Annotated in this window: 25 protein-coding genes and 1 pseudogene; 6 read left to right on the forward strand and 20 right to left on the reverse strand. The window is 34.6% G+C overall.

What is annotated here, in order from left to right; genetic code table 11:
• Positions 1 to 346 precede the first annotated feature (346 nt).
• The 9 genes from ACFVS1_RS24450 to ACFVS1_RS24490 form a co-directional block, all read right to left on the reverse strand.
• The gene (locus ACFVS1_RS24450; protein ID WP_101645284.1) at positions 347 to 505 is read right to left on the reverse strand and encodes a DUF1540 domain-containing protein; all 159 of its coding nucleotides are present in this window, start codon (positions 503 to 505) and stop codon (positions 347 to 349) included.
• Between the two features lie 382 nt (positions 506 to 887).
• Entirely contained in the window at positions 888 to 1,604 is a 717-nt protein-coding gene (locus ACFVS1_RS24455; RefSeq protein WP_387551476.1) for a class I SAM-dependent methyltransferase, read from the reverse strand.
• Between the two features lie 1,049 nt (positions 1,605 to 2,653).
• A complete protein-coding gene (locus tag ACFVS1_RS24460) occupies positions 2,654 to 3,178 on the reverse strand; it encodes a hypothetical protein (RefSeq protein ID WP_387551479.1) in 525 nt (174 codons plus the stop codon).
• Positions 3,179 to 3,355: 177 nt separating this feature from the next.
• Complete coding sequence (locus tag ACFVS1_RS24465; protein ID WP_387551482.1) at positions 3,356 to 4,183, reverse strand: STAS domain-containing protein; 828 nt, start codon at positions 4,181 to 4,183, stop codon at positions 3,356 to 3,358.
• Positions 4,184 to 4,421: 238 nt separating this feature from the next.
• Positions 4,422 to 5,093 carry an HAD family hydrolase gene (locus tag ACFVS1_RS24470; RefSeq protein ID WP_387551486.1) on the reverse strand — a complete coding sequence of 224 codons (672 nt, stop codon included), beginning with the start codon at positions 5,091 to 5,093 and terminating at the stop codon, positions 4,422 to 4,424.
• Between the two features lie 496 nt (positions 5,094 to 5,589).
• The gene (locus ACFVS1_RS24475) at positions 5,590 to 5,997 is read right to left on the reverse strand and encodes a hypothetical protein (protein WP_387551489.1); all 408 of its coding nucleotides are present in this window, start codon (positions 5,995 to 5,997) and stop codon (positions 5,590 to 5,592) included.
• Positions 5,987 to 6,199 (reverse strand): helix-turn-helix transcriptional regulator, encoded by a 213-nt coding sequence (locus ACFVS1_RS24480; protein ID WP_061465124.1) that lies wholly within the window; start codon positions 6,197 to 6,199, stop codon positions 5,987 to 5,989. Before ACFVS1_RS24480 ends, ACFVS1_RS24475 begins: the two co-directional genes overlap by 11 nt.
• Positions 6,200 to 6,601: 402 nt before the next feature.
• The gene (locus ACFVS1_RS24485) at positions 6,602 to 7,042 is read right to left on the reverse strand and encodes an SRPBCC family protein (RefSeq protein ID WP_352926947.1); all 441 of its coding nucleotides are present in this window, start codon (positions 7,040 to 7,042) and stop codon (positions 6,602 to 6,604) included.
• A gap of 246 nt (positions 7,043 to 7,288) precedes the next feature.
• A complete protein-coding gene (locus tag ACFVS1_RS24490; RefSeq protein WP_352926950.1) occupies positions 7,289 to 7,723 on the reverse strand; it encodes a hypothetical protein in 435 nt (144 codons plus the stop codon).
• A 364-nt stretch (positions 7,724 to 8,087) separates the two neighbouring features.
• Between ACFVS1_RS24490 and ACFVS1_RS24495 the strand changes: the two genes are divergently transcribed.
• Positions 8,088 to 8,240, forward strand: a complete 153-nt coding sequence (locus tag ACFVS1_RS24495; RefSeq protein ID WP_309559627.1) for an aspartyl-phosphate phosphatase Spo0E family protein — start codon at positions 8,088 to 8,090, stop codon at positions 8,238 to 8,240.
• A gap of 277 nt (positions 8,241 to 8,517) precedes the next feature.
• On the opposite strand, the gene ACFVS1_RS24500 is transcribed toward ACFVS1_RS24495, so the two are convergent.
• The 3 genes from ACFVS1_RS24500 to ACFVS1_RS24510 all read right to left on the reverse strand — a co-directional run bounded on the left by ACFVS1_RS24500 (position 8,518) and on the right by ACFVS1_RS24510 (position 10,068).
• On the reverse strand, positions 8,518 to 8,934 hold the full coding sequence (locus tag ACFVS1_RS24500) for a VOC family protein (RefSeq protein WP_387551494.1): 417 nt from the start codon (positions 8,932 to 8,934) through the stop codon (positions 8,518 to 8,520).
• A gap of 316 nt (positions 8,935 to 9,250) precedes the next feature.
• Positions 9,251 to 9,742: a hypothetical protein gene (locus ACFVS1_RS24505; protein ID WP_387551497.1), complete on the reverse strand. Its 492-nt coding sequence runs from the start codon at positions 9,740 to 9,742 to the stop codon at positions 9,251 to 9,253.
• Positions 9,676 to 10,068 carry an SMI1/KNR4 family protein gene (locus tag ACFVS1_RS24510; RefSeq protein ID WP_387551500.1) on the reverse strand — a complete coding sequence of 131 codons (393 nt, stop codon included), beginning with the start codon at positions 10,066 to 10,068 and terminating at the stop codon, positions 9,676 to 9,678. Before ACFVS1_RS24510 ends, ACFVS1_RS24505 begins: the two co-directional genes overlap by 67 nt.
• 282 nt (positions 10,069 to 10,350) lie before the next feature.
• Here ACFVS1_RS24510 and ACFVS1_RS24515 point away from each other — a divergent pair, with 282 nt between their 5' ends.
• Entirely contained in the window at positions 10,351 to 10,869 is a 519-nt protein-coding gene (locus ACFVS1_RS24515) for a tubby C-terminal domain-like protein (protein ID WP_387551503.1), read from the forward strand.
• A 152-nt stretch (positions 10,870 to 11,021) separates the two neighbouring features.
• On the opposite strand, the pseudogene ACFVS1_RS24520 reads toward ACFVS1_RS24515, so the two are convergent.
• Positions 11,022 to 11,395, reverse strand: a pseudogene (locus ACFVS1_RS24520) (DUF4181 domain-containing protein).
• Between the two features lie 788 nt (positions 11,396 to 12,183).
• Between ACFVS1_RS24520 and ACFVS1_RS24525 the strand changes: the two are divergent.
• The 4 genes from ACFVS1_RS24525 (at position 12,184) to ACFVS1_RS24540 (ending at position 19,471) form a co-directional block, all read left to right on the forward strand.
• On the forward strand, positions 12,184 to 13,551 hold the full coding sequence (locus ACFVS1_RS24525; protein WP_387551506.1) for a purine-cytosine permease family protein: 1,368 nt from the start codon (positions 12,184 to 12,186) through the stop codon (positions 13,549 to 13,551).
• 47 nt (positions 13,552 to 13,598) lie between these two features.
• Positions 13,599 to 14,276 carry a cyclase family protein gene (locus tag ACFVS1_RS24530; RefSeq protein ID WP_387551509.1) on the forward strand — a complete coding sequence of 226 codons (678 nt, stop codon included), beginning with the start codon at positions 13,599 to 13,601 and terminating at the stop codon, positions 14,274 to 14,276.
• Between the two features lie 195 nt (positions 14,277 to 14,471).
• Positions 14,472 to 15,941 carry an aldehyde dehydrogenase family protein gene (locus ACFVS1_RS24535; protein WP_387551512.1) on the forward strand — a complete coding sequence of 490 codons (1,470 nt, stop codon included), beginning with the start codon at positions 14,472 to 14,474 and terminating at the stop codon, positions 15,939 to 15,941.
• 1,589 nt (positions 15,942 to 17,530) lie between these two features.
• A complete protein-coding gene (locus tag ACFVS1_RS24540) occupies positions 17,531 to 19,471 on the forward strand; it encodes an AAA family ATPase (RefSeq protein WP_387551515.1) in 1,941 nt (646 codons plus the stop codon).
• 448 nt (positions 19,472 to 19,919) lie between these two features.
• Here ACFVS1_RS24540 and ACFVS1_RS24545 read toward each other — a convergent pair whose 3' ends face one another.
• From ACFVS1_RS24545 to ACFVS1_RS24575, 7 genes are all read right to left on the reverse strand, one after another.
• On the reverse strand, positions 19,920 to 20,483 hold the full coding sequence (locus ACFVS1_RS24545) for a DUF2812 domain-containing protein (protein WP_387551518.1): 564 nt from the start codon (positions 20,481 to 20,483) through the stop codon (positions 19,920 to 19,922).
• Positions 20,480 to 20,818: a PadR family transcriptional regulator gene (locus ACFVS1_RS24550; protein ID WP_289338234.1), complete on the reverse strand. Its 339-nt coding sequence runs from the start codon at positions 20,816 to 20,818 to the stop codon at positions 20,480 to 20,482. Before ACFVS1_RS24550 ends, ACFVS1_RS24545 begins: the two co-directional genes overlap by 4 nt.
• 301 nt (positions 20,819 to 21,119) lie before the next feature.
• The gene (locus ACFVS1_RS24555) at positions 21,120 to 21,350 is read right to left on the reverse strand and encodes a DUF3953 domain-containing protein (RefSeq protein ID WP_387551522.1); all 231 of its coding nucleotides are present in this window, start codon (positions 21,348 to 21,350) and stop codon (positions 21,120 to 21,122) included.
• 380 nt (positions 21,351 to 21,730) lie between these two features.
• Positions 21,731 to 22,270 (reverse strand): GNAT family N-acetyltransferase, encoded by a 540-nt coding sequence (locus ACFVS1_RS24560; protein WP_387551525.1) that lies wholly within the window; start codon positions 22,268 to 22,270, stop codon positions 21,731 to 21,733.
• Positions 22,271 to 22,473: 203 nt separating this feature from the next.
• Positions 22,474 to 22,983, reverse strand: a complete 510-nt coding sequence (locus ACFVS1_RS24565) for a YfiT family bacillithiol transferase (protein WP_387551528.1) — start codon at positions 22,981 to 22,983, stop codon at positions 22,474 to 22,476.
• Between the two features lie 627 nt (positions 22,984 to 23,610).
• Complete coding sequence (locus ACFVS1_RS24570; protein ID WP_352926967.1) at positions 23,611 to 23,973, reverse strand: hypothetical protein; 363 nt, start codon at positions 23,971 to 23,973, stop codon at positions 23,611 to 23,613.
• A 229-nt stretch (positions 23,974 to 24,202) separates the two neighbouring features.
• Positions 24,203 to 26,377 carry a transglycosylase domain-containing protein gene (locus tag ACFVS1_RS24575; protein ID WP_387551532.1) on the reverse strand — a complete coding sequence of 725 codons (2,175 nt, stop codon included), beginning with the start codon at positions 26,375 to 26,377 and terminating at the stop codon, positions 24,203 to 24,205.
• Positions 26,378 to 26,472: the final 95 nt, after the last annotated feature.

The following is a 26,472-nucleotide window of genomic DNA, read 5'->3' on the forward strand; positions in this document are numbered from 1 at the left end:
TAGTTCAAATAGAAGATAAATTAAAAAAGAGCAGATAATTTTTAGTTATCTGCCCTTCCTTTTTAACGGTTGGAATGACGATTGACTGCCTAGACTAAAACATTATCATTACCACCAACCGTCCAACATTATATCGCGCTAATACTATTGAAAATCCACCAAATATATAAATACTTACTTTAATAAAATTATTTTGTTCATTAATTAATAAAGTTTTTAAATTGATTTTCAAGTTATATCCCCTCTTGCATAGTCGTGCTAATTAAATTATTTTTAAGGGGACTGTCCCTATTTCTCGAATTAAAAAACCGGGCGGCATCAGCCGTCCGGCCCATTCTGTATTCCATTATTGTTTGCGAGGTTCAAAGGTTTTACAAGCCGTTTCCTCAACATTGTCAGCATCATTGTTATCAAGGCCCACGACATAAATGGAGTCGGCAACACATTGATTCCCTTCGGCCCAGTACGTACAATTCTCTACGTTACACAAAACTTCGAGTTTCATAAAATGTCTCCTCCTCTTTATCGTTTAGTAACATATCCCCGTTTTGGGATATGGATAAACTCTCATAAGCTTCTTCCTTCTTCTATGGAATTACCCAAATGTCTGTATAACCAATCTCCCACTAGCCTTCTTTGCTGACCATAAGAGCATATAGAATGGAATTCACTATGCCTTAAGCTGCTTCTGGAGGCAATTATCAAAAGGCTGACGAAGCAGCCATACCTACTTAAACTAACGCACCCGTTAGTTCATTAAGAAAAGCGATTCTTATTAAAGAATCGCGCCCGATTGCTGAATATAATAATTGTCTCTCTTTCATTCTTTCGTTTCTAATAATGAAATTGTCAAAGTAGATAAGCAAATCGTCAAAGAAATCCCTTATTTATTTTACACTGTGAAAAATAAAAGATTTGGTTTCTGAAGTTGCTTGTTTAAACTCCCAATCTCCATAAACTTGGAATTGTGAAAAGCCTACTTGTTGTAATGATTCATGGATTTCATCTTGTGTTCGGAATTTTAATTGCATCTTTTTATGAATTACTACTTCTTCTGTACGTGCATTTTTCACAGTTTCATAAAATGTAAAAACATCTTCTATAAATCCCTCGTATTCTGTCCATATTTCAAGTGTATCACCAGTCATCTGATTCGTTGCAATATCAGGTGTCATATCCTTTTTCCACTGTTCCCACGCCTTTGCTAATGGGTTACGTGTATCAAAGATAAAATGTCCTCCAGGCTTTAATGCTCGATATGCATCTGAAATGACGTGTTGCCAACTTTCATCTGTAAGAAATACTTGCGCAACATTCGCTGTCATTATAACGGCATCAAACGCATTTGTTTGTAATTTTGAGCTATCACCAACAATCCAAGTCACTTCGTCTGGATACGCTTTGTTTTCCGCATATTCTATTGCTTCTTCATTCGGGTCAATAGCTGTAATATGATAGCCTACTTTCGCAAAATGCGTTGTCAACCTTCCAGTTCCACAACCCAAATCAGCTATTTTTTTAACATTTACCTTCTTTAACAGTGCTAAGAAGAATTCATCGTCTTTACCCCAGCTATTAATTTGATCATATACTAATGGAATCATTTATTTACCTACTTTCTAAATCATACTTATTTTTTCCTTTATATTTGGCAAAGTACTTTTACCAGTACTTGTACCACAAATTATTTTCACTTAATTACTTCGATTTGATTACAATTTCATCTTCCGCAATATGGCCCTTTAATGGAATAACATAAACAACTTTAATGTTACTTAACAGTATTCCTTATGGAACTATCCTGCCCCGTTAGTTGAATAAGAAAATGCTGCCTTAAAAACAGCTCTGATCCTTAGCAACGCACCCGTTAGTTGAATAACTATGCTTTTTTATTTTGGGTATTTTCGTATAGATTGATGCTATAAGGGGGCGGGCATAAAACACTCCTTTTAAAAACAAGCAATCAAGAATACAAGAAGGATTAACGCACCTATTAACGACATAAAAAACGTTGTGATTAGTAAGGTATGGCGTAATGGTGACTTTATTTTGAAAGCTTTATAGCAAAATAAAATTCCTAACACCAATGCAATTAGAGAGCATATTTGTCCAAACCTTGTATCCAATTTATCTGTCATAAAAACCAACGCATACAAAACAAGCATATGAATAGTAACAAGAAGTATAAAGATTGTATTTAATATTTTAGCGTTTTTTAAAATTTCCATATTTCACCTCTATACTCTAATTATATCTTCAACTAACCTGCCCCTTTAGTTCCATTTGCTGCTGATCAGCTCCTGATAATGAAGGAAAGCACCAGTTAACTTAAGAAGAAAGTAGCCCGAACAATCTTAATAATGAGTACAAAATAAAACCCACACCAATAAATATAATTAAAAATCTTATTATCCAAGGTAATTTAGGAGGAGGGAAAAATGCAATAATTCCACCGGTTAAAAAAAAACACCTACAACAAAACTAAATAAAACTTCCAAACAATTCACTTCCCCATTTAATCTTACATATATTATACGATTTACCAATAAAACCGTTTCACTATTAAACTAAACTGCCCCGTTAGTTCCATAAGAAAAAGCTGCCTTAAAGACAGCTCCGAACTTCAGCTAACGCAACCGTTAGTTTAACAAAATCACTTAACTTTATTATGTAGTTCAAATGTCTCTTCAAAGTCATCCCATTTTACATATACCTTTATAACTTCGCCTTCACCTATAATTGCTCCATTTTCTGAAGCTCCACTCATTGAGAATACTTTTTCGTCAAGCGGTTCAGTGTATACCTCTGTTTTAGTTCCGCTTGAAGTGGTTGTTTCATAAGTATATTCAAGGTTTTTTATAGAGGCTAACTCTTCCAAAGACCCCTTGTATGTCAATACAAGTTTATAGTTATCTTTGCTAGAATGAGTTGTTTGTTTGCTATCATTTTTCCCCCATATTTCGGTTCCTTTATAAGAATATACAGCTTCCCAGTGTTCACTTTCTCCTGCGAATTGGTAATTATGCTCTGTCTTTTCTTGATTAGTATCTTCCTTTGTGGCTTCCTTAGTATCTTCCTTTGTGGCTTCCAAGTTAGTGGTGTGCGAACTTTTAGTACTGTCCGAACCACAAGCTGTTAAAACCATCATTAAAAATAATACAGTAAAAATTTTCTTCAACTTAACTCCACCTCAATGATAAAATTGAATTTCTTTTCAATTTTACCATTTAAAGGTATTAAATTGAGTTTCGATTTTAAATTTTTTATTCCACTAACCTGCCCCTTTAGCAAACAATAAAAAAGATGCTGCTTCCGCAACACCTTTAATTAACAAAAGTTTTTTATTTACTTCTATTCAAATATCCCTTTTGTTAATCCAATTAAGTGCTTGTTTGACATGCGCAAATGTTTGGATTCCATTCATGTCTATCCCGCTATGTACAACAGTTTGAACTAATTCCGGACGCAACCCAGTTACTATTATTTCTATTCCTAACAATTGAAGCACTCCAGCTATATCTCGAAGATTATTTGCTGCATATGTGTTAATGTTTAGAATGCCGGAATAATCAGCAATTAAATATTGTAACTGGAGTTCCGCTATTTTGGGAACCACGTAGTCAGAAATATGCATTGCTCTATAAGAATCCATTATACCGATAAGAGGTAAAATCGCAACATCATCCTTGATTAATACAACAGGTGCTGAAAGAATTGCCATTTCTCTTTGAGTTTCTTCTCGATACTTTTCAGAGATCAGCTCAAAGGCAAGTATTGTTTCGTTTAGGCTTATGTCCAAAATAGAATTTACCTGGCGGATGATTTGGGCATTTTCCTTTAAGGTGAGACCAAATTCAATACTTTTTTGGGTTATTAAGTCTATAAAAACATTCCGTGTAGGAGGGTAACGAACTGCTATATCGGAAATCTTGCCACCGGATTCCACTTGTTGCAGCGCATTTTTTTTACTCCAATCAATTAAAGCATTTGGTGGGTTATTTTCATCTTCGGTAATGTATTTACTCAAAAAATCCAGTAATTTAGCATACATATTAATTGCCTGTTGTTTTTCATGCTCAGAAATTACCAAGTTTAATGAAATTAAAACACTTTTGACAATATCAACTGATAGAGGATACGCATTGTTTTTTAAATAGCTGGAAATCTTCGACATCGAGGTCATTTTTTTATCCATCCTTATGTGATTATTAATAAAATTATAGCAGATAAATAAAACAACACAAATTTGTATTCTAATTCTCTATTTAGGTTTTCGGCAGAAATTACAACTATAACTCAATCCTTGACAGTGGAGTCCACTGTGATTTTAACTGGTTTTATTATTGAACTAACCTGCCCCTTTAGTTGCATAAAGAAAAAGCTGCCTTAAAGACATCTCCGATCTTCAGCTAACGCAACCGTTAGTTCATTAGGCTACTTTTCATTTTAGGTAATATTATTTTTAGCTCCATTAAGTCATCTATTACCAAATCAGCCTGAGCGAGTTCATCTTCTTGTGCAAAATCAAAATTACAGCCAATTGCAATTAAACCATTATCTTTAGCCGCATGTATATCAGATAGACGGTCTCCGATTACTGCTGCTATTTTTATATCATATTTTTTTACAATTTTTTTAACTAAATCACCTTTATCGAGCGTTTGTATTTGTTGAATACTAAATGTTTCAGTAACCCAATTATCCAAATTATAATAACTCACAATTGCTTTTAAATATTCCGTTAAACCATTACTCGCTATGTAAATTGAACAATTATTCTCTTTTAAATAACTGAAAACTTCCTTTACATTAGGATATAAAGCACCTTTTCCACTTCTTATGTTTTCAACTAATCTTTTCAGAAAATAAGCATCAGTTTGTTCTCTTACTTCTTTGGAATGATTAGGTAACAAAGCTTCCCATACTTTTGGTAAAGGTACACCCATAATTTCACGGTATTTATCAATAGGGGTTACTGTATCCCATTTATTTAGTGACCGTAAATGGTTAAAAGTATCATGAAGTGATAATTCTAAAATTTTATCTGTTTGAAATAGAGTTCCGTCCATATCAAAAATCAGTGACTGCAACATTATTGTCCTCTCCCTTTTAAACTTACTACTTGAAAAGTTTACCAAAAATAAAATGATAACTAAACCAATATCTCTTCAACTAACCTGCCCCTTTAGTTCCATAAGAAAAGGAGCTGCAAAAGCAACTCCCTTATTAAAGTAAGGCTGTTTTCGCATACTTTGTTGCTATTTACTGCTATTTACCAAGTAGTGCGGTGTGGTTGATTTCCCCTCCAGATGCTCGCTTTCCGCGGGGCGGGCGGTGAGCCTCCTCGGCGTAAACGCCTGTGGGGTCTCACCTGTCCCGCTGCTCCCGCAGGAGTCTCGCACTTCCGCTCCAATCAACCTTACATAGTTTTGTTTTAAAAACAACAATCTTTACGAAAAGAGCCTAAAGTAAAGAACATTATGGGGTTAGTATACTTTCATGGAACATTATAGATAGGTCCTTAATAGTCCTTCGGCTCGATTCGTATAAAACATTGATAGCCGTAATTAGGTTAAATAGCTTTTCTGATTAACCAGTTTTGATAAAGAAAAAAAAATTACTAATAAAATACATACCAATTAAGAAGAAAAAAGACACCTTATTCATATAACCTAGCAATGCTAAAAATAATAAACCAATACCAAATAAAATGGACATAAAATCAAAGGCTTTAGACTTTGCAAATTGATTAATTTTTGTATTACGCTCATCATTTTCTTCGATCTTTTGTGCTTTAGTTTTAAATCTTTCACTTGAAATAGATGTTACTCCAGAAAAGGTGAGAAAGACCCCAGTAAAAATAATAGCTATGGAAACTAGATCAGGACGGATAAATAGGGAACGAATCTCATTTGCCACAGGAAAAGGTACGAATATTCCAAATGATATTAAGACAATTCCACTTAAGGTTATAATCCAAGGTGCCTTATTTTTCATTATTTATTTCCTCCTCGTAGATAAAAATTTCTTCAATGCTTAAATTAAAATAACGTGCAATCTTAAAAGCTAGAATTATTGAAGGGTTATATCGACCATTTTCTAAAGACCCAATCGTTTGTCTAGATACCTCTAAGGCTGCGGCAAGTTCCTCCTGTTTTACTCCATGCTGTTTTCGGATTATTTCTAGCTTATTTTTCAACTAACCACCTCTAATAAGGAAAGTAAACTTTCTGTAGAATTAACATAAAAAGGTAAAAAGCAAAGTTTACTTTCCATAAAAACCAAATAACATAATCACTCTTAAAGAAACCCATCAAAAATAAACCCCTTGACGGCCAAGGGGTTTTATCATCTTCTAAATTATCGTTTATGCTGTAGGTTTGAAACAAAGTTTAATCATTTTTGTGTTCCTTAATGAACTAACGTACCTGTTAGTTCATTAAGAAAAGCGATTCTGGAATATTGAAAAAAAGAGGCCATCCTTTTGGGACAGCCCTCTTTCCGCTAATTATAAAATTTCTAGTAGAGCTCGACATCATTATATCGGTCACTTCAGAGAAGGTATCTCCAAAATGAACTGGCTTTCAATCTTTGAAAAAAACTATGAGAATACCGCAATTTTACGTGCGATAGATTCAGTTAAACGAGATGCTACTTTTGGAACAGCCCATTTAATAATTGGTGTTAACACCGCACCAGATAATCCGCCTGCATGGATTTCCACTGTACAAGTCATTATTGTTTTACCATTAACATCTTCTGCAGTAAATTGACCGCTTCCTGTAAAATTATCTGATAAACCTTTTAGTTCAAACTTAATATTTGAAGGTTCATTCCATTCGGTAATATCTACCTGCGCTTGAATTGTTTTTTTAATACCTTTCACACTGCCTTCAAATGTCCAAATAGATTGCTTGTCATTTATGATTTCATGTTCTTTATAGGCTGGTACTGTCGTTGCCCATTTTTCTAGATCACTGACATAATCCCAAACTGCTTGTACATCTACTGGAACTACTACAGTATGCGTTCCCGTTGCCATTATGATCTCCACCTTCACTATGTATGAATTTCAACTTTACATTTCTACAAAATAATTATTACATAAAAAGCATAAACTTACATCACTAATTATACATAGCACTGACGTTTTTAAACGAATTTAATGTCACTTAACAGTATTCCTTATGGAACTATCCTGCCCCTTTAGTGCCATAAGAAAAAGCTGCCTTGAAGACAGCTCCGATTTTCAGCTAACGCACCCGTTAGTTCCTTAAGGAATAGCAATTTAATGGTATTGAAACCAAACAAACCATCCTTTTTCCTTACTTTTGGCTAAAAATATTTGACCTTGGGCTAAGTTAGCTCCAGGTGCTTTAGGGAAATCTAAACGTACAAGCCATGATTTTTCAGCAATTTCTTTGCCACAAAAGGTCTTTGCCATTCCAAAATAGTCTTCTTCTTCTTTATTGCCAACTGTTTTAGGAAAAGGTTTGGCAGTTACTACATCCCACTTAGTATATATGTTAGGAAAATCATCTAATCCAGTTCCATACGTTTTTGGAATTAAAGTATTTAACGCTTCTATTACCTCTTTTTTATCCTTAATCGTTGTTTTCTCTAATTCACTTAACACAGGACATTCTTTAGGTTGTGCGTATCCTTGAATTGAACCAAAAGACAACATCGGAATGGTAATAATCAATATATATAGCATTTTCATAAAACTCACCTCTGAAGTTATCTTTCCAAATTTCAAGAAAAATAGTCCAATTTTTGAGGTGTTAAAGCTCAATTCTTCTTCAACTAATCTGCCCCTATAGTTCAAGTAAAAGCAAACGTCACTCACTGTACATCTTTAACGCACAGTTAATGACGTTTGCTTTCACAATATGACTGTATGAATATGTGTAGTACAGTCTCACGGTTTATTCGAACTGTGACGTATTGCAGGATAATTTTATGTCTATTTCCCTATTTATTAACAAATTTAAGAGAAAACATTTTAACAATTACATAATTGTAATATAATCCTAAAATAGAAATTAGTTACCTAAAAAGGAGTATTCAAAATGTGCGAAATAAAAATGTATAGGGAGTTAGAATTAAATATAAAGAACCTAAGAAAATTACTTATAGAAACTGGTGTTAAAAAAGGTCTAAATCATCAGGAAACACTTAAATATAGTGAAAAGCTAGACAAGTTGATTCTTAAGCAATCCCTAATAAGTAATTATTAAATACTTAAAGATTTACCAAACCCAGCAATCAATGATCTTTATCGAACGAATTAACATTTTCATCTCCCTTTATGTCGCAGTTTGTATCAATTGCGATTTAAAAAGGCCACCAAATTGGGAGCCTTTTTAATCAACTAACGCACCTGTTACTTTAAGTACAATTCTTCACAAACTTAATATGGTGCGATTGCTCTAATTAAACAATAGCACCCGGTGGTTAAGTAACTTTATTTTACTTTCTGTTTAAACACTTGTCACGAAATGGCGAATCGGGTTTTCAGCCTTGCGGCATTTTGCTCAAATCCATATACAACGCGTTCCACCGATGACCGTCCGGATCGGCAAAACCGCAGCCGTACATCCAGCCACCCTTTTCGCCCGCCTTGCTGAATACAGTGCCGCCTGCACGTTCGGCTTTCAAGGCGAACTCATCAACTTCATCCCTGGAGTTCGCCCCCAGAGAGAATAACACTTCAGTGCCCTGCCACGAATCCGCAACCGCATTACCAGCAAAACCGCGGAACGCGGATTCCGGGAAGAGCATCAAAACTACCTGATTGTCGCCGACTATCAAGCTGAATGAGCCGTCTTGACTCACATACTGCTCATTCAACCGAAAACCGAGCTGGGTATAAAACGCCTTTGCCCGTTCTGGTTCTCGCACTGGCAGGTTCAACCATAATTCTCTCGACATACCTAACAACCTCCTGATAAAGAGATGCAATAATCACTCACCCCTATATAGTTTCAATGCTTAATATAATCTTTCCTTCTTTTTTGGAAAAAGTCCTTATTCAACTATCCTGCCCCTTTAGTTCCATAAGAGAAAAGCTGCCTTAGAGACAGCTCCGATCTTCAGCTAACGCACCCGTTAGTTTAAGTACAATCCTTCACATTTTTGCTAACCCGCCCCGCGTTAACTCAATAAGAAGAGTCGCTCACAAAGAGCAGCCGAATCCTAACCATTAGTATTGTAATCTATTAGTTCACGAAGAGTTCTTGTTTATAAACTAAATATTAAGTCTCTTATTTAAATCTTTTAAGCCATAAATGGCTAAAGCTTCAGCATCCTTATTTTTACTATTTGAAATTTCATTTAAAACTTCTCGTAGATAATCATCTTCTATAATCCCTTTATTGTTCCCTTCTGCACATGCAGATAAGAACGTCATTAAATAATATTGCACTTTAGGTTTTTTGTGGTGTCTCATTTTTTCAACCATATATCTAATTAGTTCGTTATTTGTTGAAAGAATTTTTATAAATAGTTGGTCTATTTCACCTGGTTTTCCATTTAGCATGCTATGATCAATCTTCGTATAATACTCCTCGATTTGTTGTCGGGTTAGAGAACTATCATCGAAAGGATCCATTTCCTCTTCTTTAATTTCTTCAACAAGGCCATTCATAAATTCTTCAAAATCTTTGGCTAATTTTATCTCTTGATTTGCTTCAACATCGATAAAAGTAACAATTGGATTTTTTCTACGTCTATAATCCAAGCATATAAACGCAGGAGCCCCGATGAAATGATGACTAATTTTTTACTCCGTATCCCCCATTCTTTACGTAAATAGATTGTGTCGATTAATCCGGAGTCTTCCCCTATTCCGAATAAAGCATCGACATATACGGAATTATTGGCCCAACTATTAGGGATACAGGTAGGAAAATACTTCTTTTTCAGATAGAATCCATTTCGTTTATTCAGTACGTTAATATATGACTCGGGCAAATCCACTTGTAATTCTCTTTGAACTTTTTGAAGCGTTTCCGCATTTAGTTCACCTTTAAAATTATCATCAAATTCTTCTTCCCACAAATCCATCCTGCCACTCCCATAAAATACTAATATCATAGTTAATGTTATCATCATTTTCGATAGAAGTATAAGTTTATTGGGAACTTACCTGAATGACCTATTAGCTTAATAAGAGGTTAATAAATTCTATCTATATCGGTATCAATTATGAAGTCTACAAAGTACATCAGGGAGGTCGTTTATGTGAATAGTTAGGTCTTTTAGTTCTATAAGGAATTATATTTGTATGTGGATAAGGATTAGTATTAGAATTAACGCAAAAACAATCAATGGTAAAGGAGGAATTAGGTGCAACCCTTTACTTATCAAGTTCCTGAATCGGTGCTTATTTCAACCAAATTACCAATAATAGACGAACAGGGTAGAACCATTTTTTTGATGCAAAAAGAACGACATAAATTCCTTGCCAGTATCGTCAATGCGACAATTCGTTTTGGTTTACCTTATTCTTATAGAATAACCAATGCTTACGGGAAACCCCTTTATAGCATAGATTGTGCGTTTCCTGGCATTCTATATAAAATAACTGACCATTTATCCTCGCAGACAATACCGATTGCACGACATAAAGTTCAATTGATTGAAAAAGCGTATTCATTTAAAATTGCCAATCAAGACTATTATTTTGAAAAAGATTATACAGGTACATGTCACTTAAAATGTAACAATAAACGAATTGCAAGTGTTTCTATTCCTCTCTCCACTAAGATTTCAATGGTTGATACCATTAATATTGAATCAACAACGGAAGAAATTGCAGCACTAGCTGCCGTATTGTTCCATACATTTTATTATTACTATGCTTAAAAGGGGCCGTTGTGCAACTTACCTGCCCCTTTAGCTCATTAAGCAAAAAGGCCACCAAATGGCAGCCCCGGTTCTCACTAACGCACCCGTTAGTTCTATAAGAAAAGCGAACTTTATTCAAGAATCTCGCCCGATTGCTGAAGATAAATTTTTTACCATTTTATTATCACTAATTGAATAGTTGAAAAAATATAATCATGTCTATTTTCTGCATATCTCTTCTCCATAATTACTCTAGCTGTTTCAGATACAATTATAAAAACAAACAAAAGGATATGCGTTTCCAAAAACCAAATATGCTCTAAAGGGTCACGTTTGACGTTAGTGAAAAAACCGATAAACACAAAGACAATAAAACTGATTCTAATTGTCCATCAATTTTTTTGTATTTATCATTTACATGGCCATAGGAAAACAATTTTTTCTTTTCACAATTAAGCCATTTTCTCAAAACTTTATTAATGAAAAAGAGAAAAAGTCCAAAAATAGATAACACTAAAATTAACTTTACAAAAACACTCTCCACGAACGAACCACCTACCAAAAACTCTTTCTTTTTATCAAGTTCCAATTTTTTCAAATATACTCATTCTAAACAAGACCCATCTTCAATAAAATGGCCCAATTGTTGAACAACTCCATATGCACTCTTGAACTATCCTGCCCCGTTAGTTGCATAAAGAAAAAGCTGCCTTACAGACAGCTCTGATCTTCAGCTAACGAAGTTATTTAATTCGAGTGGCGAATAGCTAATAATCGTCCCCTAATCAAGTTTAGCGAAAGCTACCCGAATTGTCATTAACATCCAATAGGTTCCCCGCCTTTTATGTCTATGGATATTGATTAAAATATTAATTAAAAAGAGGAAATAATCAAAAATTAAATCAGAAAATAAGGATTTGCTTAAATTTTAAATCAATATATTAAAAAACCTAGCTAAAATGGCTGTCAATATCTGCGAAGTAAGTTGGCGCGAATCTTGCTTAAGTAATATGTAAATTGATATTTTTCAGACGTTTATTCAAGAAAAAGGAGTGTTAACTTACTTATGAAAAACATGGGGGCGTTCAATATGCTGTAACCAAAAGCCATTGCCAGTGCGTCTACAATAGCTTTGATAAACGTGAAGATAACTTAACGTCGTCCAAAGCTATTAAAGGCTATTATCAGACTGAAAATGCAAACAAAGTATTGTCAAAAGAAATCAATACAATTGAAGGTAAAGACCTAATAAGCTGAAATTGATTAAAGCCAAATGATAAAATTCTTGCTCGTAATTAATGCAAAATTTTAGGGGAATAGGGAGAGAATTGAATGTCGAATTTACCTGAAACAAATGGCATAGATCGTATGAGACCAATCGCTATGAATGAAAGGTCAATGAGTTGGTTCTCTACTTTATTTCTTTGGTTAGGCTCTAATGTTGTAGTAACCACAGTATTTTCTGGCATGCTGTTTGTTCCTGACATGGCATATTCAAAAGCGCTTACAATAATTTTAATCGGAACGTTAGTAGGTGGAATACCATTGATTTTAATGGGGAATATAGGGACCCGCACCGGCTTACCCACCATGATATTGGCTCGAGGAGCCTTCGGTCAGCGTGGAGCAGTATTGCCTACAGCCGTGAACACTCTTGTACTCATCGGCTGGAGTTGGGTTCAGGCATATATGGGGGCTCTGAGCCTAAATCAAGCGGTATTTTATTTGACAGGATACAGCAATATTAATTTATTTACGATTCTAACTGAAGCGCTAGTTGTTCTTTTGGCTATGTACGGCCACCGTGTAATTGAGAGCGCGGAAAAATTCATCGTTAGTTTAATGGTTATACTGGTTGTTATCGTTTTTGGTTATATGTTTATTAAATTTGATGCAGGAAGTTTAATTCAAATGACAACAATCGATAATACTTCCATAACTGCTATAGTGGCATTCGATCTTGTGGTTGCAACTGTTTTTTCCTGGATGCTTATGGTAAGTGATCATAATTGCCATTGTAAAACAGAAAAAGGCGGTATGATTGGAACTTATTTTGGGTTTAGTGCCGCAACATTTATTGCGATGACACTTGGGGCAACTGTCTCTGGATTTTCACTATTGAATAATATGACACGAACGTATGACCCAACTGTTTTAATCGGAGAATCCAATCCTGTTTTTGGTCTTGTTGCAGCGCTAGTTATCTTCATCTCCGTTGTATCAACGAACACAATGGTTTTATATAGTGCCACAATTTCATACTTAGCGATTTTTAAGAAACAGAGATTCTGGAAAGTTGCGCTAACAATAGGAATCATTTGTATATGCGGTGCCCTGCTTAAAGATTGGTTACTTTCGAATTTCCAAGGCTTTCTAATAATGATTGGAAGTCTTTTTATACCAGTTGTCTCTATTATGTTGACAGATTACTACCTTCTTAAACGCAGCCAGTATGATGCTTCTGAGATTATTTCTGGCGAGAACAAGCTTTACTGGTATAGGAATGGGACTAACTATGTTGCTTATATTTCTTTTATTATCGGAGCTGGATTCTCTTATTACTTTACCTACGTACAACCTCTTTCCATAGGAACTACAATAGTAACCTTCCTGCTTACCTGCGTAGTTTATTCAGGGCTAATGAAAGTTACGGGAAGGATCAGGGTGCAGGAAGAAAGCAAAGAATCTGAAGTCATATAAAAAATTAACAATTTATATGCGTGGGATGAAGAAAGGGAGGCATAGTTATGCTTAAAGTTCAAAAAATTGTTGATTTATCTCTCCAATTAACGAATGATACACCTATTTACCCTGGAGATCCTGAACCGAACATTAGTGTTGCTACAACTATAGAAAGGGACGGGTATAATCTTCTTCATATACATCTTGGTTCCCAAACAGGCTCTCATGTAGATGCACCATACCATTTTATTAATGAGAGCCAACGTATTGATGAATCAGATTTGCGTTTATTTATTGGGATTGGAGTAGTAATTCCAGTAACAGAAAAAGGGGAGGAAGAAGCTATTACCCTGAAAGATGTGGAACCTTACTTGGATCAACTGGCTTCTGGAAAAATCGTTTTGTTTTATACAGGTTGGTCACAATATGTAGGGAAGGAACCATTCTTTCGTCATCCTTATGTTCATGAAGATGTCATTCATGAAATGATAAAAAGGGGAATTCGCTCATTTTTCATCGATACAATCAATATCGATCGTACAGGTGGTACAGAATTTCCTATCCACGATGCAGTGGCCAAGATAAACGGAATCATCGCAGAAAATCTAACTAATTTTGGAGCGATAGATTTTCCTAATCCTCTCATCAGCGCTTTTCCATTACGGATTGTAGGGGCGGATGGTTCACCTGTACGAGCCGTAGCAATGAAAGTTGATTATAAAACCGATACACAAAAAAAATGATCTATAAGGATTCGATCTCCTTACTTTCAAGCTATTATAAAAGTTATCCTCAAATACTGTCAGGTCATAAAAGTATCCTAAGAAGGTAGTAACTACCTTTATACCAATTTTGGACACTATTTACACAAGAACTTCAGCTACCGAAGTTATAGAGGACTTAGCTGATTAATTAAATTTTTAGGGAGAGTGTGTCATTTGAAAAAACTATTAGAAAAATGCGACCAATTATACATTAACGGACACTGGCTGAAGGGTGAAGGCGAAAAAAGAGTTCTGTCCAATCCAGCTAATGAGGAAATCTTGACTGAGATACACGAAGCGAGTGTTGAGCAGGTCGAACTGGCCATACAGGCAGCTTCCGATGCTTTCCGAACAAACGATTGGGCAATCAATAAAGAAAAAAGAATTGACACTCTGAAAAGAATAGCCCAACGCTTGGAAGACGCAAAAGACGATTTGACTAAATTGGAAGTTATTAATACAGGCAAGCCATATAATGAAGCAAAACTGGACATAGAAGATTCAATTGCATGTTTGTGCTATTATGTGAATTTAATAGTTGAAAAGCAGCCAAGACGTATCGAAATGGAAGATGGGTCTGTCAGTGAAGTTTACAAAGAACCTATCGGTGTCTGTTCGTTAATTGTTCCTTGGAACTTTCCTTTTTTACTTGGGATGTGGAAAATAGCACCGGCTCTTGCAGCCGGAAATACAATCGTGTTTAAACCCTCGGAAATTACGCCTTTATCAGCAATTCTGTTTACAGAACTGCTAGATCAATGCGATGTGCCGGATGGTGTGTTTAATTTAGTTTTAGGTGCTGGTAAGGGACCCGGTGAAGCTCTGGTGACTAGCGATAAAGTGGATAAAGTCTCATTTACTGGTGGTTCGGAAACTGGAAGAAAAATTAACGAATTATGTGCTCAATCGTTTAAACGGGTATCTTTAGAGCTTGGAGGAAAATCACCTTTTCTTATTTTTGATGATGTGGATGCTGATTTAGCAGCTGAATTGGCTATTTATGGTGCATTTTTAAATCAAGGGGAGGTTTGTGTGGCATCTTCCCGATTACTTGTTCATGAAAACCTTTATGAAACATTTTTAGGAAAACTTGATGAAAAGCTTCAAAAATTGAAAATTAATGATCCATTTGACGAAAATACGGAAATGGGTGCCATTATTTCAAAAGAACATTTGGCCAAAATTGAGCGGTATATTTCCATTGGAAAAGAAGAAGGAGCAACCCTATTATGCGGTGGAGAGCGTTTAAATCGCAAAGGCTTATATATCACACCAGCTGTGTTTACGAACGTAAAACAAAATATGAGAATTGTACAAGAGGAAATATTTGGTCCGGTTGTAACAGTTCAATCTTTCCGTACGGAAGAAGAAGCCATTGCATTAGCAAATGACACGAAATTTGGCCTTGCTGCGGGGATTTTATCTGGTAATCAGGAACGAGCACAAAAAATAGCTAGGGAACTTAAAGCGGGAACGATTTGGATTAACAGCTATCATACACCATACGTGGAAGCGCCTTGGGGAGGGTATAAACATAGCGGAATCGGGAGAGAGCTTGGCCCAGAAGGATTGGACGGTTTTTTGGAAACAAAACACGTAAATACACAAAAAAGTGTAGAATCACTCGGTTGGTATAAATTTTAAAGGGCTAGAAGTTCTTCAAAAAGAAAGAATACTACTTTATATTATATTTATATTTCAATGCGGTAATACCTATTGAAGTGTTACCGCACTTAAACGCCCTCTCTTCCCCGTTTGTTGGATAAGAAACTTCTATGGCGGATCTTCACCGCCACCATCTACGACGAAACCTGCTCATTACCCCAAAATAAAGTCAAACCCATTATATTCAGCAAAAATAGTAAGCATTTTACATATAAGCGACCTTATAGAAGTAAAAAGAATCTTCGATTGGAAGATCCTTTTTTACTTCTTTTTAAACTAACGCACCCGTTAGTTCATTAAGAATATCTTAAAATAATTCCGTATAGACCCAAAACAACACACATTAATCCTCCGAAAATAAATAAAACTTTAAGAAACCAATAATTAAATGTTAAAGGTAAGGGCGTTATATATTTGATGTGTTCAAAAAATTTTCTATAATCAAACCGATAACGAGTCGTATAAATCAAACCAGTCCAGGTTGCGATAATACCAAATATAGTTACAAATATAGACCCAAAAAAGTCTTTGTCACTCTATTAATCCTACCTAAATTAAATAATTTCCTCACTTTAAAAGATTCCAAGATGAAGAATCACCTGTTAGATTAATAAGGTACAACAAATTACTGTATAAATACCATAAGAGCCACAACTAAAAATGGAGAAAAAACAAGTAAAAATACTATTACTCCTGCCGTCCAATTATTTTTCATTTGAAGTAATTCCTTCTTTGCCTTTTCCTTATTTTTAAGCGACCATATAATAATTCCGACCCAATAAATTGCTGAAAATATATAGCTTGAAGTATCATAAAATCCCCTCTTATAACATCCGTAAACACTGTTTAACAATCATTCTTTCACAAATCTGCCCCGTTAGTGCCATAAGAAAAAGCTGCCTTAAAGACAGCTCCAATCTTCAGCTAACACACCCTTTAATATTAAGTTATTGGAACCTACAATTTATTTGTAATTTTATTTGTTAATTGCCTAATTGATGCTATAAATATTCCGAGATTGAAAAATCAGATTTACCTTGGCTTTTTATCTAGAATAAATGCAATAGTTGCCACTAAAATTACTAGAAAGATACCTATACAGGCAGTAACTATGCCTTCTATTTTGTCTTTTGCATAAAAACAAATATATGTATTAAAAGAGACAAAAATTTAAAAAATTAATAACTTTGTAACTAAGTTAATTGTATTTATTGCTCTCACATTAAATCACATTCCTTAAAGGTGAATTAACGATATCAAATTAAAATAATTTGAACCTTTCAAGAAAATAATAACAATAAAGAGTAATTATTCATAAGTGTAAAATAATCCATTTCCTTATGGAACTAACCTGCCCCTTTAGTTCCATAAGAGAAAGTCTGCTGAAGCAACCCCTGTTATTGATAAATAATTAGTAATAGATTTAATATACGATGGAACTAAAAACCCGCATTAAATGGTACAGCAACCTATGGAATGTTGGCGCTAGTATATTTACTTATCAAGAAGGTAAAAAATTCCTTTTGTTGAATTAGTAGATATACTAAGAAAAAACAGGAGGTTAGTAAATGAACTTATACTCATTAAAAATAGAAGGGTTTAGAAGGCATCTTAATACTACGGTTTTCTTTTCAGATGCAACCTTTTTAATAGGTGAAAATAATAAAGGAAAAAGTACCATACTACATGCCCTCAATATATTATTAAATGATTCAAAGAAAATCCCTGAAGAAGAATTTTGCCATAAATTAAGTGAAGATGGTAAGTCGAATGAAAGAATTTGTGACGAAATCGTCTTAACAGCTGAATTTAGAAACGTGTCAAAAGATGCCCTTGATTGGAAAGGATTTAAAGGGAGGATTTTAAAATATACCCCTACTGAAGGGACAAATGAAACTGGGTATAAAATAGTTTATAAAAAAATATTCAAACCCAATATTAATTATACAGTGCAAATGAAAGAATATAATAAAGTAATGATTGAAAAATTTAAGGATTGCACTACTATTAATGAATTTATTAATGCCGGTTTATCACATGAAGTAATTAAAGAGGAAGGCGGCCTTGATCTTGGTAATTTAGAAAAAAAATTAACTCTAAAACAGTTAGAATCCATTCGTAAAATTGAAGATCTTTATGAAGTAGATGAGACTCAAGAGTCTTGGTTTGAAAACCCTGGTGGAATACCAGGTATTGTATTACAAAAATTACCGAAGTTTTTACTTATTCCAGCTCAAGATAAAGCATCAGAGCTATCCGGCACTTCTGGGGCATTATACGATACATTAAATGAGCTTTTTAAAGATGTAAGAGATTCTTCAGAAAATTTCAAACAAGCCCAAACATATTTAAATTTACTAGCAGATGAACTGGATCCCAGTGATTCAAATAGTGAATTTGGCGTCATGATGGGTGAATTAAATTCAGTTCTTGGTAATATATTTCCTGACATAGGTATTAAAGCAGAAACTACATTGGGGGAAGCAGATAAAAATATAAAACCTAACTTTAAAATCAGCATGCAAAGTAACGTACTTACTTCTGTAGCCTTACAAGGAACTGGGGTGATAAGATCTGCAGTTTTTGCTCTTCTAAGGTATAGAACTATACGGGAAAATAAAAAAATAGAAACTGGAAATGTTCGACCTTTGTTAATAGGATTTGAGGAGCCAGAAATTTATTTACATCCAAATGCAGCTAATCAAATGCGTAATACAATTTACGACCTTGCGAGTTTTCCCTTTAACCAGATTGTTTGTACAACACATTCACCTTACATGATAGATTTGAGTCAAAAGCCTGCACAAACACTAAATAATTTGATTCTTGAAAAAGATACAATTTCCTTTGGTGGACAGACTATTGAAACTGAAAGAATTATCTGTAATCCTTTTAATACTTCTTTAGCATTTAAGAAGTTACAAGATGTTGAAAAGGATTATGTTAAAATGTTACTCAAAATGGATGACTATATCTCAAGGGCTTTCTTTTCGAAAAACGTACTAATTGTTGAAGGAGATACTGAAGATATAGTTTTGAGAGAAACAATATCTAGAATGCCATCAATTGTACGCGTTGATATATTACATAATTGGCAAATTATTAAAGCTAGAGGGAAATCATCAATTATCTCCTTAGTAAAATATTTAAGGGCAACTGGGATAAATCCTTATGTAATGCATGATCGTGATCAAGGAACTCCTGGTGCTGAAGTTTTTAACAATCCAATTTTAGATGCCATAGGATATCCAAATAAAAGGTTTATGTTAGAGGAATGCATTGAGGATGCTTTAGGATATGGATCACCTTCTTCTGAAAAACCTGCAAAGGCATATATCTATATTCAAAACTCATGGACCGATGAATGGGCTAGCATTCCAGAAGATTGGAGAAAGGTGGTTCAAACTATTTTTTACGACTCCTTCAGTCTAATGGATAAAGAACCTATTTTTAGTACCGAATTATCAGATATAATACCTGAATTATCAGATATAACACCTCAAACCTAATGAAATTCTCTCTAAGAGAGAAAGACTATTTTTTGATGAGTTTCTTCTATTTTTCTCTTACTTTATCCAAAAATTCGTAAAAATTTATGAGAAATCAAGAACGTCCATTAAGTGTCTTCTATATTTAACGAACGTTATAACAAGAGGATTCTGGATAAAAAATAACCGTTCGTAAAAGTCTACTTTTACGAACAGTATCAACAATGCTATACTGCCCATTTTATACGCTAAAAAGTCGATCTCCTCTACGTTAAGGAATCGACTTTTTATTACTTTTTCTAAATGAACTAACGCACCCTTTAGTTTAAGTACATTCCTTCACAATCTCTTTAATTTTAAAACAGACAGCCAATTTACTTTAAGGGTGTTGTTCCACAACCTGACCCCAAAAAGAAAATAAGCACTTTGTTACAGGAACGTGCTAAATAGCTGAACATTAAAACTATTATTATCTCCTACCAATCTTTCTCAACTTATTCACTCGATATAAATATCCCAAATAAGGCATTCCTGTAAAAACCAATCCAATCAATGAAATGCAATACAGAATAGTCAGCACAATATCCACAGTTGCCTGAATTCCGTTAAACAAGGTAATTTTGTTAACAAGATAATGGGCGGCTATAAATAAGAGGGAGACAAGAATCATGATGAAAGCTCCCTTTCCCATTGCCTTTTTCTCGGTTTCATATTTTTCGATCGTTGTTTCCCTGTCTGAGTAAATAGGAGCTATTCCTGGAGGTGCGCTAAATAAATGTATATAGTCTGCTGAAGAACCAACACGTGTCCAGCCCGCTTCTTCAAAGTATGCGAAGTAATCGCTATCAGCATTTTTGCGGTAATCCAGCGAATACTGAACTTCCTGACTCTCTGCTTTTCTAAGTGTATAGCCCATAAATGCAAAACGGTCAAAAATCCATCCTTTACGAGCCAGTCTTTCCAGCTTTGCCATATCCTTTTCTTCATCAAATGCCAAACCACCGCTCATCACATACTTTGTTTTTTTCATCATGCACCTTCCCCTCTCTGATCCAAAATTTTTTTCGCATGGCTGATCATTGCTTCACGGCGCTGAACATCTTTTCTTAACAAATCAATGCCTTGCTTTGTCGCGATATACGTTTTGCGTTTGTCTTTCTCTTCCCCTAGCTGCTCAATCATTCCTGCAGATAAAAGTTTCTTAATCGTGGTATACATAGAAGCCGGACCAACCGTAAATTGCTGATTTGTCATTTCCTCAATGTTTTTCATAATTAAATAACCGTGTCTCGCCTCCATCAAAGAAAGCAAAATGTAATATGACGCATCCGTTAATTCACCTGTCTCAAGCGAATCATTTCTTGCCATTTTATCACCTACATTTCATTATATCGTTTAACGATATATCATTAAATATAATATATCGTTTAATGATATATACGTCAATAAAAAATGAATTTATGAATGATGAAAATTGTATAACTGATAAATGCAATCACTTTTCATTAAATCCTTCTTGTTTTTGTATTCTGTTCTCTCTCAACCGTCCTATTGCTTATTATCTTGTACTACACAATCATTTACCCCATAAAAAAAGACACTTTCCTTATGACGGATAAGCGCCTGATTGCTTAAAATCATTATTTTGTCTATAGAACTAACGCACCCGTTAGTTCATTAAGAAACCCTGTATTGAAACAAAGAAAAGAAATAATGAGACAACTACGAACCCCAAAAATCCTCCTTTTCTATCTTTTTGTAGTTCAGCTAATCCTCTCACTAACATAATTGCACCCGAGATCAACATTAAATACGGCATAAACTCAAAGTTTTCAGTAATTAGCAGATAAGCTGATAAAGCAAGAACAATTATTGTTAACATAATTCTAACTATTTTCAAGAATATATTTCCCCCTAAAAAATTAAGTTCTGTACGATTTTTTATTTAATCATACATTTAACACCTTTTCATTTGTGTGGAAAATAGAAAGTCCTTCTTTCACTAACCTGCCCCGTTACTTCCATAAAAAAAGCTGTCTTAGAGACAGCTCCGATCTTCAGCTAACGCACCCGTTAGTTTAAGTACAAACATTCACCTGCCCCGATAGTTCCATAAAGAAAAGGAGCTACTGATCAGCTCCTGATAATGAAGTAAAGCACCTATTAGTAGACGAAGACCGACTGTAGAATTTGACATCAACTGTACATTAAAAGAAAAAACCACTCATTCTGCATTAGAGTGGTTGAAAATGAAATTGAAAGACGGGCAGACAATGAAAATTAATCGTTGGGATTTATTATGGCTAATACCTGATGATCCTCCCAATGATCATTTATTTTTATATTTTGTTTTGCAATTCCTTCTTTATGAAAACCAGCCTTTTCTAAAACACGTATTGAACCTATGTTATGTGGCATAACGCCAGCCTCAATCCTATGTAAATTAAGAGTTCTAAAAGAATAATCTACAACCATTTTAACAGCTTCTGTAGTGTAACCATTACCATTATTTTTTTGATCTAAGTAATAACCTATCAATGCACTTTGAAGGGGACCACGAATAATTTCAAAAAGGCTAATAGTACCTATCAGTGCATCATTTTTTTTTAGAAAAATTCCAAACTGGTATTTAATATTTTCTTTTGATTTTTGTTCCCAAGTTATTATTAATTCCTTTTGCTTTTCTAAAGAATAGTAGTTAGATGGACGTTTTATTGAGAATGGTTCAAAGAAATCCTTATTTTCCACTAGCAATTGTAGTAAATTTTCAGCATCAGATAAATTAAGTTCTTTTAAATAGACAGTCTCGCTGGAAAACACAATTAATCCCCTTCCTTAATGGAATATATTTCATTATATACTATCTATTAAAGGCAAAGGGTATTTGGATTTGCACAGTTCGTCTTCACTACGATTCTTCAACTATCCTGCCCCTTTAGTTGAATAAAACTTCTGTAATTATTCCTTATTTTAATTTTAAAAATGGCTTATCGAGGTTCGATAAGCCACTTTTACATATTGTATTACTTTGATAATGCGATTTTTATATGGGCTAAATGATGCTCTTCGTGCCAAGCTAATTTTGCAACTTTTGTTGCAACTGTTATTATACCGTTTATCTGGTGAGTAAAAGCTCGATCTAATTGCTCTTCAGTTAAACTATGTCCTAAAGGTACGATGCGCTCATTTATACCTTCTAACATTTTAATAGAACTTTCTACAGGAAGCTTTGTATCCGGTTGAATAGCCCACTTTTCTTCATCAAAAGCTGGTACTGTTGGATTCTCATCTGTTAAAGCCAGCTTCAAACGTTGATACATGTTCAACTGAGAATCTGCAATGTGATGAACAAGTTGACGAACTGTCCAGCTACCTTCACGATAAGTTCTGCTTAATTCCTCATCACTTAATGAGTCGACAGTTTCTCTTAATCGAATCGTGTAAGTTTCGATTTCCTTTAGCCATTCTTGAATATTTTCTAATGTTACTTTTTCTGGAACTTGTAGTTTCCCAATTGGGTATCTTACATCCATTTTCAATCCCCCTTTTTCTTATTCTTTATTTCATTATATTTCGGTATTAACGTTTAATTTTATTTAATTATATCACTTCAACAACCTGCATCGTAATTCAAAAGCTTATTCAATTAAATGGCTCTATAATGAAAAATAGGCGCTTACCCTTGTTCCAGAATAGCGCCCTTTAACTAAAATCTGACCTCACTCATAATATCACTTAATTCTTAATCAACTAACGCACCCGTTAGTTCATTAAGAAATGAATACTTTGAGTTAAAAATCACTCAGTTTTTCGCTTTTATCAAGTTTTTTTGAACAATAAAAACATAGTATGCCTACACTTAAGACAAAACAGAAAGGAATAAAAGCCCATAACGGCATGAATATTGCCCAATATAATAGATATGTACTAATAGCAAATATGAGCCAACTAGAAATAAGGAGAAAGCTAGAGAGAAAATCTTTCATAATGACATCTCCTATTTAAAGGGAATTAAGTATATTTTAATTGTATCATATTTGTTAATTGTGTTTATTAAAGTAAACTGCCCCGTTAGTTCATTAAGAACATTCATTACAGGAATACTGCTCCTTAGTTCAATAAAAAGGCTACCGGTTTGGGCAGCCAGTTCTTAAATGTAATCAAGCAAACGTTTCTTTTATTTCAATCTTAAAGTTCGGTTTGAAGGTAATTTCTACAATCATTAAAAACCTTTCTCTATCATCATCTAAAAATAACCGTATAGAAGATTCATCCTCTTTATCGGTAAGTATTTCGATTTTTCTTACCGTTTGAAAATTATATCTTCCAATAACCATACTTCCCTCTTGTACTAATAACCCAAATTGATTATAAAACGGGCAAACGATAACCACATATTTATACTTTTTAACCTTGAACCTGAAGGTTGATTCATTATATTCGAACAGTTCATCATCCTCTTTCTTTACTGGAAGACATTCAAATAGAGAAATGAAATCAATTTCAGAAGGATAAAACTCCATAATACACCCTTCTTTCATAAGGAAATGAACATACATTACTTACCTTCTGCAAAGGAGATGAAAATCCTTCTTCAACTATCCTGCCCCGTTAGATCAATAAGATAAAACTGCCTTAAAAACAGCTCTGATCTTCAGCTAACGCACCCTCTAGTTTAAGTAGAAACCCTCACATTCTCTTATGTGTATCATAAAAAGGATGGAACCAATGCGATCCCATCCTAAAAACTCTTTATTGTTTGTGTTGCCTTTCCTCTTGTTGTTTATGCTTCTCTTCCTTTTGTTTATGTTTCTTTTCCTCTTGTTGTTTATGCTTCTCTTCCTTTTGTTTGTATTTATTTTCCTCTTGTTGTTTATGTTTGTTATCCTCTTCTATTCCATCAATATCAAATGATTTTTCTTTATTATTTTTTGTAACTGGTGGAGCTTCTTCAGGATTTGCACCTTTAATGAACAGTTCATTATTCACCCGGTATACATCACTAGGCTGCTGGAAGCTACTTTGGTCTGTTCCAAACGCTTCCAGCATGACCTTAAACATTTGGTGCGAGATTTTAGTTGTATTTCCATCCATATAATTACCTGGACCATTTTTAGTATATCCAGTCCAAACCGCCATAGTGTATTGCGGTGTATAACCAGCGAACCAACTATCATTCACCGAACCGGTTGGATATCCATATTGTGCTCTGGTATTACTGTCAAAATTGGTTGTGCCAGTTTTTCCAGCCACATCTAGTCCAAGGACATTTGCTGTTTTTCCTGTACCAGATTTTACGACTGTCCGTAACATATCTGTCATCAAATAAGCTGTGTAATCATGCATAACACGTTTTGGCTTTGGTGTTAAATTAACAACTCTGCCATCAGGATAGACAACTTTACGAACAAAATGTGGTGTATTGTATTCACCGTTATTTCCAAAAGCACTATATGCCCCTGCCAACTCTAATGGATTAACGGTATTACTTCCAATCGCATATGATTCGTACACCTTATTATTATTAAAAGTAATACCCAGATTTTCTGCAAAGTTTTGTGCTTTATCCATCCCTACTTCTTGAAGGGTAAGGAGTGCTGGAATATTGTATGACCATTGAAGTGCTGTTCTAATCGACAACATTCCGTGATATTGATGATCCCAGTTAGAAATAGATTGACCATTTGAGTAGGTTATCTCATGATCATTAAGTTGGTGTGCTGTAGACCATTTTGAATTTTCAATAGCCGGACCATAATCAAAGACTGGCTTGAAAGTAGATCCTGGTTGACGTTTAATATCAACCGCAAAGTTGTTGCCTCGGAAGGAAGCTTTATATTGGTTTCGACCGCTTCCAATAGCTCGAACTTCTCCTGTTTTTGTATCCAAAAATGCGAAGGCTCCTTGAAAGTTGTCATCTGGATAAGAAATAATCGTATCGGTGTTCATTATTTTGTCCGCAAAGGTCTGAGCTTTTGGATCTAGCGTCGTATAAATAGATAATCCATCCGAACTGATATCTACATTTTTCTGCTTTCTTTCAACTTCTTTTACAACAGCGTCCAAAAACGCCTCGTACGGCATTCCTTTCTGTTTCGTTTTTGGTACAAGTCCTGCTGTAACTGGTACCTCCTTTGCATCCTCCAATTGCGGTTTCGTAATATACCCTTGTTTATACATTGCTTCTAAAACAATATTACGACGATTTGTTGCAGCTTTCACATGTTCGGGTTCAGTGGGATCGTAATAACTTGGACTCTGCGGGAGCCCCGCCAGCATAGCGGCCTCCGGAAGCGTTAATTTATTTAGATGATCGGCATCGATTCCGTAGTAATTTTTGGCGGCAGCTGCTACACCATATGCCCCGTCTCCAAGGTAAATCTTATTTAAATACATCATTAATATTTGACGTTTGGAATACTTTTGCTCAAGCTGATAGGCCAAGCTCCATTCCTGTACCTTTCGCTTTATAGTTTTCTGAGGTGACAAAAAGGAGTTTTTAATGACCTGCTGCGTAATCGTACTTCCGCCTTGAGATCCGAAATCACCTTTTAGGTTCTTGAAGATTGCTCTCGCAGTTCCTTTTATATCAATGCCATTGTGTTCATAAAAATGTGCATCCTCCGTGGCAATGAAAGCATGTTCCAACATTTTTGGAACTTGAGAATACTTAATTTTTGTCCGCTTTTCTTTACCATATTCGTAAAGGAAATCCCCGTTTTTATCGTATAATTTGGTAGAAAGGGGATCGACTAGTTTTGAATCATCTATTTTAGGTGCATCCTTAATCATCGCTGCAACCGTAACTGCCCCTATTCCAAATGAAATAACACCTAACAGTAAAAACCAAAGTAAAACCTTCTTCAAGAAAGACCTTCTTCTAGGGGAGTTTTTACCTTTTTTTTGATCTTGTTTTATTTTTTCCACTTGTTTACGTTCCTGACGAGAACGATACGTTTCTGACATTAATCTTCTCTCCCATATTCAAGTTACTCAACAAAATTTAAGAAAACTATGCAAAG

The sequence above is a fragment of the Peribacillus sp. NPDC058075 genome (genome assembly GCF_042885195.1).
In the GTDB taxonomy this organism is placed as follows: domain Bacteria; phylum Bacillota; class Bacilli; order Bacillales; family DSM-1321; genus Peribacillus.

Coding starts and splice junctions, on each gene's coding strand:
- ACFVS1_RS24525 (WP_387551506.1), top strand. CDS start 12,184: ATGTCGAATTTACCTGAAACAAATGGCATAGATCGTATGAGACCAATC.
- ACFVS1_RS24465 (WP_387551482.1), bottom strand. CDS start 4,183: ATGACCTCGATGTCGAAGATTTCCAGCTATTTAAAAAACAATGCGTAT.
- ACFVS1_RS24570 (WP_352926967.1), bottom strand. CDS start 23,973: ATGGAGTTTTATCCTTCTGAAATTGATTTCATTTCTCTATTTGAATGT.
- ACFVS1_RS24495 (WP_309559627.1), top strand. CDS start 8,088: ATGTATAGGGAGTTAGAATTAAATATAAAGAACCTAAGAAAATTACTT.
- ACFVS1_RS24510 (WP_387551500.1), bottom strand. CDS start 10,068: ATGGATTTGTGGGAAGAAGAATTTGATGATAATTTTAAAGGTGAACTA.
- ACFVS1_RS24530 (WP_387551509.1), top strand. CDS start 13,599: ATGCTTAAAGTTCAAAAAATTGTTGATTTATCTCTCCAATTAACGAAT.
- ACFVS1_RS24485 (WP_352926947.1), bottom strand. CDS start 7,042: ATGGCAACGGGAACGCATACTGTAGTAGTTCCAGTAGATGTACAAGCA.
- ACFVS1_RS24470 (WP_387551486.1), bottom strand. CDS start 5,093: ATGTTGCAGTCACTGATTTTTGATATGGACGGAACTCTATTTCAAACA.
- ACFVS1_RS24475 (WP_387551489.1), bottom strand. CDS start 5,997: ATGAAAAATAAGGCACCTTGGATTATAACCTTAAGTGGAATTGTCTTA.
- ACFVS1_RS24550 (WP_289338234.1), bottom strand. CDS start 20,818: ATGGCAAGAAATGATTCGCTTGAGACAGGTGAATTAACGGATGCGTCA.
- ACFVS1_RS24545 (WP_387551518.1), bottom strand. CDS start 20,483: ATGATGAAAAAAACAAAGTATGTGATGAGCGGTGGTTTGGCATTTGAT.
- ACFVS1_RS24540 (WP_387551515.1), top strand. CDS start 17,531: ATGAACTTATACTCATTAAAAATAGAAGGGTTTAGAAGGCATCTTAAT.
- ACFVS1_RS24450 (WP_101645284.1), bottom strand. CDS start 505: ATGAAACTCGAAGTTTTGTGTAACGTAGAGAATTGTACGTACTGGGCC.
- ACFVS1_RS24455 (WP_387551476.1), bottom strand. CDS start 1,604: ATGATTCCATTAGTATATGATCAAATTAATAGCTGGGGTAAAGACGAT.
- ACFVS1_RS24500 (WP_387551494.1), bottom strand. CDS start 8,934: ATGTCGAGAGAATTATGGTTGAACCTGCCAGTGCGAGAACCAGAACGG.
- ACFVS1_RS24490 (WP_352926950.1), bottom strand. CDS start 7,723: ATGAAAATGCTATATATATTGATTATTACCATTCCGATGTTGTCTTTT.
- ACFVS1_RS24565 (WP_387551528.1), bottom strand. CDS start 22,983: ATGGATGTAAGATACCCAATTGGGAAACTACAAGTTCCAGAAAAAGTA.